Origin of the sequence: uncultured Tateyamaria sp. (genome assembly GCF_947503385.1) — a bacterium.
Taxonomy (GTDB): Bacteria; Pseudomonadota; Alphaproteobacteria; order Rhodobacterales; family Rhodobacteraceae; genus Tateyamaria.
Genome location: NZ_CANNDO010000002.1, coordinates 688,094 through 701,296, shown reverse-complemented (window position 1 = coordinate 701,296; position 13,203 = coordinate 688,094). Strand labels below are relative to the sequence as shown.

Sequence of the window (13,203 nt, the reverse complement as noted above, 5' to 3'; positions counted from 1 at the left end):
CGCTGACGCTTGGGCACGGCATCCCCGGGCTTTGGTCCGCGACGCAGGAAACGCGCGATTGCCTGGCGCCGCAAAGGATCACAGGGGCCAAAAGACAAGGATCGCCGGGATAGAAACGGCAACCACAATCACCTCAAGCGGCAAGCCGATGCGCCAGTAGTCGCCAAAGGCGTATCCGCCGGGACCAAGGATAAGCGTGTTGTTCTTGTGCCCGATGGGGGTGAGGAAGGCGGAACTGGCGGCCACCGCCACAGCCATGAGGAACGGATCGGGCGACACGCCCAGCGTCTGCGCCATCTGGATACCAACGGGGGCCGCGACAATTGTCGTGGCGGTGTTGTTGAGCACATCCGACAGGCTCATCGTGACCACCATGAGCACGGTCAGCACCGCCCATGCCGGCATCCCGTCCGTCATCGTCACCAGCCATCCCGCAATCAATTCGGTGCCGCCGGAGGCCTCAAGCGCTGCCCCAAGCGGGATCATTGAGCCCAAGAGGACCACCACAGGCCATTCGATGTGGGTATAAAGTTCGGACAGGGGGACAATCTTGGACAGGACATAGGCAATGACAACAAGCCCCAATGCGACAGGCAGATATATCAGACCAAGGCTGGCGGCGATCACGGCCCCAAGGAACAAACCGATGGCGAGCCAGACCTTGTCATCGGCGGTCACGGCCAGACCGCGTTCGGCCAGCGGCAGGCAGCCCAGCCACGTCGTGACATCCGTGCCCGTATCGCGTGGCACCAGCAACAGCAGGATATCGCCCGCCCGCACCGGGGTTTTGCGGATCTGCCTTGTGATGCGCTTGCCGCCGCGCGAAATGCCCATGAGCACGGTCGACTGCCGCCAGCTGAGCCCGACGGCCTGCGCGGTGCGGCCGATCAGGCGGGACTGGTCGGTGACGACCACCTCGATGATCTCGACCCCGTCGCCGCCCGCGCGCAATTGTTCCTCGCGCTTGGCATCGGCCACGGCAAGGCTGGTGGCCGCGCGAAATTCGTCCAGCGCGTCCGGCGTCGCTTCCAGCACGAGCGCATCGCCCGCCTGCAATGTCGCGTTGCGCGCCTGACCATACCGCCGCTTGCCGTCGCGGATCAGGCCAATCAGAGCGACATCAGCCTTTTCCGCCTCTTCGCTCAAATCTCCGAGGCGCTTGCCGATATGCTTGCTGCCGTCGGGCACGGTCAGTTCGGCAATGTATTCCGACACGTCCTCAAGCTCGGACGTGGCATCGCCGCGCGCCGGGATCAGCCGCCAGCCGATCAGCGCCACAAACGCAAGACCCGCAATGGCCGCAGCCCCGCCCACCGGGGCAAAGTCGAACATACCAAAGGGCGCGCCCAGACTTTCTTCGCGGATGGCGGCGATGATGATATTGGGTGGCGTGCCGATCAGCGTGACCATACCCCCCAGAATGGTGGCAAAGCTCAGCGGCATCAGGCTCAGTCCCGGTGACCGGCCTGCCTTTCGCGCAGTTTGAATGTCGACCGGCATCAGCAAGGCAAGCGCCGCCACATTGTTCATGAAGGCCGACAAGATGCCGCCGACAGCCCCCATAAGCGAGATATGCGCACCAAGGCTGCGCGAGGCGTCGATCAATGTGCGGGTGATCAGAAACACCGCCCCCGACCGGACAAGCCCGGCAGAGACCACAAGCACCAGCGCCACCACCAGTGTCGCCGGATGTCCAAAGCCCGAGAACGCATCCTTGGTCGGCACAACGCCCAGAACCACGCCCGCCATCAGCGCGCTGAAGGCGACGATATCATAGCGGAACCGGCCCCATAGCAGCAGGCCAAAGACGGCACCAAAGAGGCAAAAGAGAATGATCTGATCTTGGGTCATTCGCGCACCCTAAGTCGGGGCGATGTCTGAGGCCAGTTGCTTTTGACATGCCGGGGAGGGGGCGCTGCCCCGCGCGTTCCGCGCCCCCCGTGGTATTTCCGGTCAGAAGAAAACGGGGTCAGGTCCATGCGATTGTGCGCTCTGCCGGGGCGGACCAGTCGATGCGGGGACCTGCGGGCACGATGCCCAGCGGATTGCGCAGGTCGGAGGCGGAGAAATAGCCAGATTTGTAGATGTCGAATTTGACCGTATCCGCCACGCCGGGCAGGGCATAAAGCGTGCGGGCGTAGTCCCAGAGATGCGTGTAGTCACTGAGCTTGGCCAGGTTGCATTTGAAGGCGTAGTGGTAGGCCACGTCAAAACGGGCGAGCGTCGGGAAGAGGCGCAGGTCCGCCTCGGTCAACGTGTTGCCGGTCAGGGTTGTGTGCGCGGCGAGATCTGCGTCGACCTCGTCCAGCGCGGCAAAGAGGTCATGGACGGCGTCATCATAGGCCGCTTGGGTCCGGGCGAACCCGGCGCGGTAGACACCGTTGTTGATGCGCGCGTGGATCATGGCGTTCCACGTGTCGATCTCGTCTTGCAGCCGCAACGGGACAAGCCTGCGATCCGGGTCAAATGCGGTGGACAACATCCGGGTGATGTCCGCGCTTTCATTGGAGACAATCTGTTCGGTCCATGTGTCCCAGAGCACCGGGACGGTGATGCGACCGGTATAGGCGGGCCGTTGTCGTGCATAGACCTCGTGCAAAGCGCGCACGCCCAGCAAGCGGTCACCACCGGCGTCAAAGACCCATCCTTCATCCGTGCGGCGGGGGAGGGCGACGCTTACCGAGATCACCTCGGTCAGGCCCAGAACGGCGCGGGTCAGCAGGGCGCGGTGCGCCCATGGGCAATTCCACGCCACAAAAAGGTGGTAGCGTCCCGGGTCAGGCGTAAACGGTCCATCCGCCGTGATCCAGTCGCGCAACGGGCTGCGGGCGCGTTCATAGGCGCCTTGGGACGTCGTGCCCGGGTCGGGGTCTGCGACCTGATACTGGCCGTTGATCATGACGCCCATCGGTGTCTCCTTGGTGCTTTGGGTAAGACCATAGACAGTCTGAGCGGCGCTGCGACGCGCATCGGGTCTGCGCGCGCGCACAAGGTGGTCTTGCCCCGCCCGTTGCCCTTGCCGTATAGCAGCGCGGACGATCCGCAGCGGACAGGAGGCAGCCATGGCCGGCCACTCAAAATGGGCAAACATCCAGCATCGCAAGGGGCGGCAGGACAAGATCCGGGCCAAGCTCTTTTCTAAGCTGTCCAAGGAGATCACCATTGCCGCCAAGATGGGCGATCCCGATCCCGACAAGAACCCGCGTCTGCGTCTTGCCGTCAAAGAGGCCAAGGGGCAGTCGATGCCCAAAGACAATATCGAACGTGCGATCAAGAAGTCGATGGCGGGCGAGGGCGAGGAATACGAGGAAATCCGCTATGAAGGGTATGGGCCAAACGGGGTCGCGGTGATTGTCGAGGCGATGACCGACAATCGCAACCGCACCGCCTCGACCGTGCGGTCGACCTTTACCAAGAATGGTGGAAATCTGGGTGAGACCGGATCTGTCGGGTTCATGTTCGAGCGCAAGGGTGAGGTGACATATCCGGCGGATGTGGGTGACGCTGACACCGTGATGATGGCGGCGATCGAGGCGGGCGCCGAGGACGTGGAAAGCGCTGAGGACGGGCATGTGATCTGGTGTGCGGACACCGATCTGAACGACGTGTCCAATGCGCTGGAGGCGGAGCTTGGGGAATCGCAAAGCACCAAGTTGGTGTGGCGGCCCACCACCACGACCGAGATGGACCTTGAGGCGATGGAAAAGCTGATGCGGCTGATTGATGCGCTTGAGGATGACGACGATGTGCAGCGTGTCACGACGAATTTCGAGGCGTCGGACGAGGTGATGGAACAGCTAGGCGGCTGACCCCGGCATCCAGCCGCATCTTGTCATATTCCTGTTGGACAAGCGCCTTAGCAAGTGGCGAGGGCCGCATCCGCGGCTACCTTCTCCTTTGCCACCTGACAGGAAGCTGACACATGACGCAGATTGACCCGCAAGATTTGTCTTTCGACGATTGGGACGAAAAGAATTTCCCCCGCCAGACCGTGCAGGATTTCGACCGCGTGGTCGAAGCCGCAGTGTCGCGGCGCGGGTTTTTGGGGGGCGTTCTGGCCTTTGGCTCCGGCGCGGCTGTGATGGGAACGGGCCTGCTCAAGAGTGGAACCGCGATGGCTGGAACGTCGCGTTTTGCCTTTGATCAACTGGCCCCCCAGACCGACGGTACGGTACATGTGCCTGCGGGATACCGCTGGGATACGCTGGTGCGCTGGGGGGACCCGCTGTTTTCCGACGCGCCCGCGTTCGATGCGTCGAATGGCATCCCGACCGCAGGTTCGGACCGGGTGTTTGGCGAAAACACCGACGGGATGGAGCTGTTCCACCAAAGCAATACCGAGCTGCTGGTGGTGAACAGCGAATACGTAAACCCCAAGATCAACCTGCCCGCAGGACAGGAGGGCCGACCCGCCTCGGCCAGTGATGTGGAACGGCTGCAAAATTTTCAGGGCGTGAGCGTCATGGAAGTGACCGAGGATGCGGATGGTTGGAAAGTCGTTGTCGACAGCCCCTACAACCGGCGCATTCACCACCGCACGCCCATGGTCATTGACGGCCCGGCGGCAGGGCACGACCTGCTGAAAACCGACGCGGATCCAACTGGCACGGCGTCGCTTGGTACGTTCAACAATTGCGGCTCGGGCCGCACGCCATGGGGCACCTACCTGACCTGCGAAGAGAATTTCAACGGCTATTTCGGCACCACCGAGGAGCTATCGCTGAGCGATGTCCACGCCGCAGGGTTCAAGCGCTACGGTGTGTCCACCAAGGTTGATGGCGGGCGCTACAATTACCACGGGTTTGACCCGCGCTTTGACATCTCAAAGAACCCGAATGAGCCGCACCGCGCGGGCTATATCGTTGAGATTGACCCGTGGAACCCCGACAGTACGCCGGTCAAGCACACCGCACTTGGCCGGTTCAAGCACGAGAACGCAGCCTATGCGCTGGCCCCGGATGGCCGTGTGGTCGTTTATATGGGCGACGATGAGCGCGGCGAATACATGTACAAGTGGGTGTCTGCGGGCGTCTATGTGCCCGGCGGCGACACTTCGACCCTTCTGAGCGAGGGCCAGTTGCATGTGGCCAAGTTCAACGATGACGGCACCGGTATCTGGCTGGCTCTGACACCCGAAGACACCGGAATGACCGAAGCGGAGATTGCTGTTTTCACCCGCATGGCCGGTACGGCCGTCAGCGCCACGACCATGGACCGGCCCGAATGGATCGCGGTGAACCCCACGGCGGTCGAGGCCTATTGCTGCCTGACCAACAACTCGCGCCGTGGGGCGCTGGACGACGACGGCAACGTGCGCACCAATGCCGCCGGCGAGCCGATGGTGCCCAACGCGCCCAACCCGCGCGAGATCAACCGCTACGGCCAGATTGTGCGCTGGCGTCCGCACAATGACGACCATGCGGCGTCCACCTTTGACTGGGACCTGTATGTTATGGCGGGCAATCCCACCGTGCATACCGACGGCCCCTATGCCGGATCGGCCAACATCAACGCGGGCAACCTGTTCAACTCGCCCGATGGGATGCAGATCGATTCGACCGGGCTGATCTGGATCCAGACAGATGGCGATGACGACAACGAAGGTGACTTTGCCGGCATGGGCAACAACCAGATGCTGGCAGGCGATCCGGTGACGGGCGAAATCCGCCGCTTTCTGACCGGGCCTAACGGGTCTGAGGTGACGGGCCTCACGTGGTCAGCCGACCGCCGCACGATGTTTGTGGGCATCCAGCACCCCAGCGCGCCGTTCCCGGATGGCGAGGGCGCGTTGCCGCGGTCGTCCATCGTTGTGGTCAAGCGCGACGACAACGCGCTGCTGGGCTGACGCTGGGAACGCGTCGTTTCGACACTGTGCTGCCCTTTGTCGTGAAGGGCAGCACTTTTTTGGTTTCAGACTTTGAAAGCGTGCCTGTTGCTGGCCCGCGGTCGCGTGGTCCGAGGGCAGTTTTCTTGTCCCCGGATATTCTCGTGATGGGTGTGAAAATCCGTTCTCTTGTGCTTTGTTCGCAATGAGCCGTGCAGTGGGGTCTGTGAATGTTCGAAGCGTGGGGATCGGGTGAATGGTCTCTTTTGGTGGCCGTTCTCGCATTGATTGGCGTTGACGGCGCGCGGGGATGGCGCGCGCTGAACTGGATGTTGCGCGGGTTTCGACCTGAACCGGAGAAGGTCGCCAAGGTGCAGGTCGTCGCGACAGAAGCGTCTGCGGCTCAACCTGCGTATCCCAAGATTGTGCCGCCGCCCAAGGAACGGACGCTTGTTGCACGCGAACCGGAGCTTGAGCGCATCCGGTCAATTCTCGAAAGCAGGCACGGCGTTCAGATCACCGGACAGCAAGGTGTGGCGCTCAAGGCCGAAGGGGGGCGGGGCAAAACCGCATTGGCGCGCGAATACGCTGACCGGTTCCGTGATCTTTATGACGGCGGCAAGTGGCTGGCCGCGCAATCCCGCCTGTCGCTGCTCGATGATCTTGCCGCGCTTGGCAATGCCGCATTCGATTTGAAACTGAGCAAACCGCTGACGGATGCAGATGGAAAGACGGTTCTGGACAGGCTTGCCGCGAGCGGAGGCAAGTGGTTGCTGGTTTATGACAATCTCGATGATTTCGAAGAGGTCAAAGGGCTGATTTGCAGCGCTCCGAATGTTGACGTGATCATCACAACACGGCTGTCTTTGGGGCTGGATGCGTTTGGCCGCATCGACGTTGAGGTTTTGGATTTTGAGACGAGCGACGGTGGCGCGGTGCAGCTTTTGCTTCAGGAAGGGCAGGTGCGCGATGTATCGCCCGAGGACCGGACCGTGGCGCGCGACGTCGCAAAGGCGTTGGGCGGCCTGCCGCTCGCTCTTGTCTTGGGCGGGGCATTGCTTCGGGAAGAGAAGTGGAGCCTGACGCAGCTGCGGGACGAGGTGGATGCGGTCCTGACGTTGCGGCCCGAAGCAGGTGATTATCCAGACAGCGTGGCCGGTGCGGTGATGCTGACCTATGGCAGGCTGGAACCGGATTCTCAGCTGCTGGCGGACATGTGTGCCTGGCTCGCTCCTGACGAAATCACGCTGGAGATGTTCGTCGCAGGCCAACGTTCCACGTCCTTGCGACCGAAAACGGAAAACAGCGTAGCGTCGCGCGCAAATGAGCTGCTGTTGGACACGGAGCGGCTGCGCAAGGCATTCCGGGGACTGCGGCGTTGGTCGGTTTTGACGGGCTCAGGCCCTTACGACATTCACCGACTGACCCAAGCGGTGTTGCGCCAAAGGCAAATCAACCAAGGCCGGGACTTTGAAACGGCCAGTGCTGTTGCGGATTTTCTGTCTGCACAGGCGCCGTCCGATCCCAACCGGAGTGAGACGTGGAGCGCATTCAGAAAAATCCTGCCGCACATTCGGGCGCTCTGGAAAAACGCGTCTCCGCTTTGGTACGGCAGTTGGGACAAGCCCGGATGGCCCAATATGGACTTTGCGGCCAATCAGGCTGGCATCCTGCTGTCCAAAGAACGTAGCTTGGCCCATGCGATCGAATTAAAGCGCGCGTCTTACGACATGATGAAGGTTCGGTTGGGCGAGTCGCATCGCGATTTGCCCGTCGCCATGGGCAATCTGGCGGTGTTTTTGGCGCGTGATGGCGCGCTTGATGAGGCCAAGCGCCTTATCGAAGAGGCTGTCAGTCTGGATGAAAAATATCGCACCGGCGCGACGCGCTCTGACCTTGCTTTCCGCTACCTGCATCAGCACAGCGTGTATTTGACATGTATGGCAGCGGATGACGCACATGCCGAAGGCGCGGAAGCTGTCGCTGAGGCTGCGTTGGAAAAAGCCGGTGAGATCAGGCGCGAACTGTTTGGTGAGAACAGCGAGGAGATCGCAAATTACTGGCACCGCCTCGGCACTCTGCGCGGGCGGCAGGACCGAAATGCGGACATGCGCGAAGCCTACAAAAAAGCCTATGAGATTATGGAGCGGGTGCAGGACCCTGACGCATCGGACCTGTCGTTGTTCAGCAGGGATTATGGCATTGCCCTCATCAAGAACGGTCAGCCCGACGCGGCAGTGGCGTATCTTGAACGGTCCTACGCGCTCGATACCGTCATCTACGAAGAGAACCTCGACAATCCCGGCTTTCATATCACCTGCGATTGGCTGATTTTGAACCACTTGCTGCTTGGGTCAAGTGGCGCGAGCACAGGCAAGCAAAGAGCCAAGGCGCTGGCGGACAACCATAATCGCGATCTGGCCCGACTGGACCGGATCAGCGCAAACTATGCAAAGATTGAACCATCGGATGACTGACCCAAGACGAAAAACGCCGCCCTCATCCCCGAGGGCGGCGCGATTGTCGCGTGAGTGCGGGTCGTTCAGAAAAACAGCGAGCGGGCCGTCTGGCTCCAGCTGGGTGTTTCGGCACCTGCGGGTGCTGGCGTCTGACGCCGCAGGCGGCGCATCAGGCCTTTGAGGTCGTTCAGACGGGCGCGCGCGGCACTGCCTCCGGCGCGGCTCTGGACCGACAGAATTTTTTCCTGCGTTTGCAGGGCGGCTTCGATCAACTCAAGATCCTGCTTGGTCAGATCTACTGCGTATGTGTCGTCGAGCATCGGATTTCATCCTTGTTATCGTTGACCAGCATATGTGTGTCCTAAGGTCATACGCCAATCATCAATGATCAGATCAACGTGATACCCTGAGCAGCTGACATTTGCTGGCAGTACGTGTCGTGCGGGTGGACAGCATATAGGTATGCGCTGCGCACATGTCGCCGTTCATCTGCGCAATGCAGCTGTGCAAAAAACGAATAGCTGAAATCCGCTTGTCCGGGCGGATTGCCGCCGATACTCAGGCGGGACGCATTGCGAGCACGGTTATGGCCTCATTCGTTCCCGGTTTCCTTCTGTCTTTGTCGCTGATCCTCGCCATCGGCGCTCAGAATGCGTTTGTCCTGCGGCAGGGGCTGCGCCGCAGCCACGTGCTGCCGGTGGTGCTGACCTGTGCGGCCTGTGACGCCGTACTGATCATTGCCGGTGTGGCGGGTTTTGGCGCGCTGGCAGAGGCGGTGCCGTGGTTCGAGCCGTTGATGCGCTATGGTGGGGCGGCGTTCTTGATGTGGTATGGTTGGACCAATGCGCGGTCGGCGTGGCGCGGTGGCACCGCGCTGGACGCAGGCGGCGACGACACCCAAAGCCTGCGCGCCGCCATCCTGACCGTGCTCGCGCTGACATGGCTGAATCCGCATGTCTATCTGGACACCGTTGTTCTGATCGGGTCGATCTCGGCGCAGTATCCCGACAGGTTCGCTTTTGGTGCGGGCGCGACGCTGGCCAGTTTCGTGTTCTTTGTGTCGCTGGGATACGGCGCGCGGGTGCTTGCGCCGCTGTTTGCCAATCCGCGGGCATGGCAGGTGCTGGACGGGATCATCGCCCTGACCATGTGGGGCATCGCGCTGAAATTACTGTATCTCTAGTGTTGCGCCGCCTGCCGCTTTGCCGCTTGATGCGGCCATGACCCCTGCCGCACAAAACCCTGTGATGGGCATCTTCTGGATGCTGGTGACCGGGCTGTTTTTTGTCGCGGTGACGGCGTTGGTCAAATACATGGGGCCGCGCGTGCCACCGGCAGAGGCGGCCTTTTTGCGCTACGTATTGGGCCTTGTGTTTCTGTTGCCAATGCTGCCGAGCTTGCGGGCCGCGACGATCACCCGGCGGCAATGGTGGCTGTTTGGCTGGCGCGGGGCATTTCATGCGGTGGGTGTGATGCTGTGGTTCTATGCCATGACCCGCATCCCCATCGCCGAGGTGACGGCAATGAACTACCTCGCCCCCGTCTATGTCAGCATCGGAGCGGCGCTGTTTCTGGGCGAACGGCTGGCGGCGCGTCGGATTGCGGCGGTGGTTGTGGCGCTGATCGGTGTGGCGGTGATCCTGCGCCCGGGATTTCGCGAGGTCGCGCCGGGCCATATCGCGATGATCTTTTGCGCGATTGTCTTTGCCGGATCGTATCTGTTGGCCAAGATCATGGCGGACGAGGCCAAGCCCGCCGTTGTCGTCGCGATGTTGTCGATCTTTGTCACCATTGGTCTTGCGCCTTTTGCGCTGGCGGACTGGGTGACGCCCACATGGGGCGATCTTGGGCTGCTTTTTGTGGTGGCGTGCTTTGCCACCGCAGGGCACTACACGATGACCATGGCCTTTGCCGCAGCGCCGGTCACCGTCACCCAGCCCGTGACATTCCTGCAATTGGTCTGGGCCGTTCTATTGGGCGCGCTCGTTTTTGCCGAACCGGTAGACGGGTGGGTGATCTTTGGGGGCGTGCTGATCCTTGGGGCGGTGACCTACATCACTTGGCGCGAGGCGATCCTGAAGCGGCGCACCATCACGCCACCAAGCCCGGCGACCAAGCTGTGAGGGCGCGGCGGCTTTGACAGGCACCAGCGCAGCCCGGGAGCCCGGCTGAAGGTTCACGCGGGACCGCACGATTGTGGCTCTAAAGAACATCAATCTTCAGATTGCGACACATGCGCCGACACCGAACCGCCATCCGGTAGTGCGAACCATCACCAAATGCGCGCGGCAGGTTGTTGAAATTGAAGCGGTAAAGACGCGAACCCTGCGCGTGACCTGTGACGCCGATGAAGGATACCACGCTTATGCCAAGGACTGGTGGGTGCGTCCGAAATGCACCGGCAGATTTCAGTGTCTGACGCGCGCGTCGACGTATCGGGAACCGTATTTCGATGGTTACATCCACCCCGGCAACAGCATGGCCCAGATTTTGATCGACTAGATGTAGGACAGGTTCGGCAGATCAACTGCGGGCCGCGCATTGCCATTACTTCAATGAACAGTCGATCAAGATTTGGATAACCTATTCTCACATATAGGTTTTCCGGGACTTGCCGAACTGGACGACATGTAGGAATGGGCGTCGCGCCTCTGCCTGTCGCGCGACACGGCGGCGGTCCTGGCGTGACCGCAGTTTTTATTGATTGACGAGTCAATCAATAAACGGGCAAGTTCCGCGCCAAAGGAGCCGCAATGCCCAAAGTCGGAATGGAGCCCATTCGCCGCGACGCGCTGGTGCGCGCCACAATCGCCGAGATCGGGGCGGCGGGCACGCTGGATGTGACCGTCAGTCAGATCGCGCGGCGGGCGGGCATGTCGTCGGCCTTGGCGCATCACTATTTTGGCGGCAAGGATCAGATCTTTCGTGCGGCGATGCTGCATATCCTGCGCGGCTTTGGGGCCGAGGTCGTGGCGGGTTTGCGGGCGGCCGAGACGCCGCGCGCCCGGGCCGAAGCGTTGATCGAGGCGAGCTTTGCGCCGTCCTGTTTCGACCCCGCGACCGTCTGTGCGTGGATGACGCTCTATGCTCAGGCGGCGACGCAACCCGAAACGAACCGGCTGCTGCGCCTCTACCAGCGACGGCTCTATGCCAATCTGCGCCACGCGCTGCGCCCGCTCAGCCGTGATGCCAGTGCAGATGCAGAGACGCTGGGCGCGCTGATCGACGGCCTGTATCTGCGTGCGGCTCTCGGTGACGGAACATCGGCACCCGGGGCCAAGGCCGTGGCGCACCGCGCGCTGGACCAACTGATCGGAGACGCGGCATGAGCCAACCGAACATACTGATTTTCATGGTCGACCAATTGAACGGCACATTGTTTCCCGACGGTCCTGCCGATTGGTTGCACGCGCCGAACCTCAAGGCGCTGGCCGCGCGCTCAACCCGATTTGCCAACAGCTACACCGCCTCGCCGCTTTGCGCACCGGGGCGGGCGTCCTACATGTCCGGGCAATTGCCAAGCGTCACAGGTGTCTTTGACAATGCGGCTGAATTCCCGTCATCCATCCCCACCTACGCTCATCATTTGCGCCGTGCGGGGTATCAGACCTGCCTGTCCGGCAAGATGCATTTCGTCGGGCCCGAACAGTTGCACGGCTTTGAGGAACGGCTGACCACAGATATCTATCCGGCCGATTTCGGCTGGACCCCGGATTACCGCAAACCGGGCGAGCGGATCGACTGGTGGTATCACAACATGGGTTCCGTCACCGGGTCAGGCGTGGCCGAGATTTCCAACCAGATGGAATATGACGACGAGGTTGCCTATCACGCCACCCGCAAGATCTACGATCTGGGGCGTGGCCATGACGCGCGGCCATGGTGTCTGACGGTCAGCTTTACCCACCCGCACGACCCATATGTGGCGCGCCGCAAATACTGGGACCTCTATGAGGATTGCGCGCACCTGATGCCCGAGGTCGGCCCGATCCCTTACGAGGATCAGGACCCGCATTCTCAGCGTATTCTGGACGCAAACGACCGCGATAACTTCAACATCACGGACGCGGATATTCGCCGTTCGCGGCGCGCCTACTTCGCCAATATCTCCTATCTGGATGACAAGATCGGAGACCTTTTGGGCGCATTGGAAGGGACGCGGCAAGAGGCAATCATTCTGTTTGTCTCCGACCACGGGGACATGTTGGGCGAGCGAGGGCTGTGGTTCAAAATGTCCTTCTACGAAGGATCAGCCCGTGTGCCGTTGATGATCTGCGCGCCGTCAATGGCACCGGGTCTGGTCACTGACCCGGTTAGCACCATCGACGTGTGCCCAACGCTCTGTGATTTGTCGGGCGTCGACATGTCCGAGGTCGCGCCATGGACCGCCGGCCAAAGCCTTGTGCCGCAGGGTCAGGGCGTGGCGCGCACGGAACCTGTTGCAATGGAATACGCCGCCGAAGCGTCATATGCGCCGATGGTGTCGCTGCGTTATGGAAAGTGGAAATACAACCGGTGCGCACTGGACCCCGATCAGCTGTTCGATCTGGACGCCGATCCGCATGAACTGACCAACCTTGCTGACACGCCCGAGCATCAGGGCACGCTCGCACAGTTGCGCGCCAAATCCGAAGCGCGCTGGGATCTCGACCGTTATGATGCGGATGTGCGCGCCAGTCAGGCGCGCCGCTGGGTGGTCTACGAGGCGCTGCGCGAGGGGGGATATTACCCGTGGGATTACCAGCCGCTGCAACGCGCATCAGAACGCTATATGCGAAATCATATGGACCTCAACGTTGTTGAGGAAAATCAGAGGTTTCCGCGCGGAGAATAAACCAATACATCACCCGCTGGGCGCCAACGGAGTGATGGATCAGAAAATCGGGTGCCAAAGCCAACGGGTCAACATGGAGGGACCTT

The 13,203-nt window shown here is 61.4% G+C and carries 11 protein-coding genes; 8 read left to right on the top strand and 3 right to left on the bottom strand.

Annotated features, from left to right (window positions below):
* Window positions 1-78: 78 nt before the first annotated feature.
* A complete protein-coding gene (locus Q1A85_RS09545) occupies window positions 79-1,851 on the bottom strand; it encodes an SLC13 family permease (protein WP_299687736.1) in 1,773 nt (590 codons plus the stop codon).
* 118 nt (window positions 1,852-1,969) lie between these two features.
* Window positions 1,970-2,908 carry a glutathione S-transferase C-terminal domain-containing protein gene (locus Q1A85_RS09540; RefSeq protein WP_299687733.1) on the bottom strand — a complete coding sequence of 313 codons (939 nt, stop codon included), beginning with the start codon at window positions 2,906-2,908 and terminating at the stop codon, window positions 1,970-1,972.
* Between the two features lie 154 nt (window positions 2,909-3,062).
* On the opposite strand from Q1A85_RS09540, the gene Q1A85_RS09535 reads away from it, so the two are divergent.
* The 3 genes from Q1A85_RS09535 to Q1A85_RS09525 all read left to right on the top strand — a co-directional run bounded on the left by Q1A85_RS09535 (window position 3,063) and on the right by Q1A85_RS09525 (window position 8,301).
* On the top strand, window positions 3,063-3,809 hold the full coding sequence (locus Q1A85_RS09535) for a YebC/PmpR family DNA-binding transcriptional regulator (protein WP_299687731.1): 747 nt from the start codon (window positions 3,063-3,065) through the stop codon (window positions 3,807-3,809).
* Window positions 3,810-3,922: 113 nt separating this feature from the next.
* Window positions 3,923-5,845, top strand: a complete 1,923-nt coding sequence (locus tag Q1A85_RS09530; protein WP_299687728.1) for a PhoX family phosphatase — start codon at window positions 3,923-3,925, stop codon at window positions 5,843-5,845.
* 209 nt (window positions 5,846-6,054) lie between these two features.
* Entirely contained in the window at window positions 6,055-8,301 is a 2,247-nt protein-coding gene (locus Q1A85_RS09525; RefSeq protein WP_299687726.1) for a tetratricopeptide repeat protein, read from the top strand.
* A gap of 65 nt (window positions 8,302-8,366) precedes the next feature.
* Here the strand turns inward: Q1A85_RS09525 and Q1A85_RS09520 are convergent, their stop codons facing one another.
* Entirely contained in the window at window positions 8,367-8,603 is a 237-nt protein-coding gene (locus tag Q1A85_RS09520) for a hypothetical protein (RefSeq protein WP_299687724.1), read from the bottom strand.
* Between the two features lie 266 nt (window positions 8,604-8,869).
* Between Q1A85_RS09520 and Q1A85_RS09515 the strand changes: the two genes are divergently transcribed.
* From Q1A85_RS09515 to betC, 5 genes are all read left to right on the top strand, one after another.
* On the top strand, window positions 8,870-9,466 hold the full coding sequence (locus tag Q1A85_RS09515; RefSeq protein ID WP_299687722.1) for a LysE/ArgO family amino acid transporter: 597 nt from the start codon (window positions 8,870-8,872) through the stop codon (window positions 9,464-9,466).
* A 37-nt stretch (window positions 9,467-9,503) separates the two neighbouring features.
* On the top strand, window positions 9,504-10,406 hold the full coding sequence (locus Q1A85_RS09510) for a DMT family transporter (protein ID WP_299687720.1): 903 nt from the start codon (window positions 9,504-9,506) through the stop codon (window positions 10,404-10,406).
* A 208-nt stretch (window positions 10,407-10,614) separates the two neighbouring features.
* Window positions 10,615-10,785, top strand: coding sequence for a hypothetical protein (locus Q1A85_RS09505; RefSeq protein ID WP_299687717.1), 171 nt, complete (start codon window positions 10,615-10,617; stop codon window positions 10,783-10,785).
* 251 nt (window positions 10,786-11,036) lie between these two features.
* Complete coding sequence (gene betI, locus Q1A85_RS09500) at window positions 11,037-11,612, top strand: transcriptional regulator BetI (protein ID WP_299687714.1); 576 nt, start codon at window positions 11,037-11,039, stop codon at window positions 11,610-11,612.
* On the top strand, window positions 11,609-13,117 hold the full coding sequence (gene betC / locus Q1A85_RS09495) for a choline-sulfatase (RefSeq protein ID WP_299687711.1): 1,509 nt from the start codon (window positions 11,609-11,611) through the stop codon (window positions 13,115-13,117). Before betI ends, betC begins: the two co-directional genes overlap by 4 nt.
* Window positions 13,118-13,203 lie beyond the last annotated feature (86 nt).

What these genes read in the sequence shown, in the direction of transcription:
- Q1A85_RS09545 (WP_299687736.1), bottom strand. Translation starts at nt 1,851, where the DNA reads ATGACCCAAGATCAGATCATTCTCTTTTGCCTCTTTGGTGCCGTCTTT.
- betI (WP_299687714.1), top strand. Translation starts at nt 11,037, where the DNA reads ATGCCCAAAGTCGGAATGGAGCCCATTCGCCGCGACGCGCTGGTGCGC.
- Q1A85_RS09510 (WP_299687720.1), top strand. Translation starts at nt 9,504, where the DNA reads ATGACCCCTGCCGCACAAAACCCTGTGATGGGCATCTTCTGGATGCTG.
- Q1A85_RS09520 (WP_299687724.1), bottom strand. Translation starts at nt 8,603, where the DNA reads ATGCTCGACGACACATACGCAGTAGATCTGACCAAGCAGGATCTTGAG.
- Q1A85_RS09525 (WP_299687726.1), top strand. Translation starts at nt 6,055, where the DNA reads ATGTTCGAAGCGTGGGGATCGGGTGAATGGTCTCTTTTGGTGGCCGTT.
- Q1A85_RS09540 (WP_299687733.1), bottom strand. Translation starts at nt 2,908, where the DNA reads ATGGGCGTCATGATCAACGGCCAGTATCAGGTCGCAGACCCCGACCCG.
- Q1A85_RS09515 (WP_299687722.1), top strand. Translation starts at nt 8,870, where the DNA reads ATGGCCTCATTCGTTCCCGGTTTCCTTCTGTCTTTGTCGCTGATCCTC.
- Q1A85_RS09535 (WP_299687731.1), top strand. Translation starts at nt 3,063, where the DNA reads ATGGCCGGCCACTCAAAATGGGCAAACATCCAGCATCGCAAGGGGCGG.
- betC (WP_299687711.1), top strand. Translation starts at nt 11,609, where the DNA reads ATGAGCCAACCGAACATACTGATTTTCATGGTCGACCAATTGAACGGC.
- Q1A85_RS09530 (WP_299687728.1), top strand. Translation starts at nt 3,923, where the DNA reads ATGACGCAGATTGACCCGCAAGATTTGTCTTTCGACGATTGGGACGAA.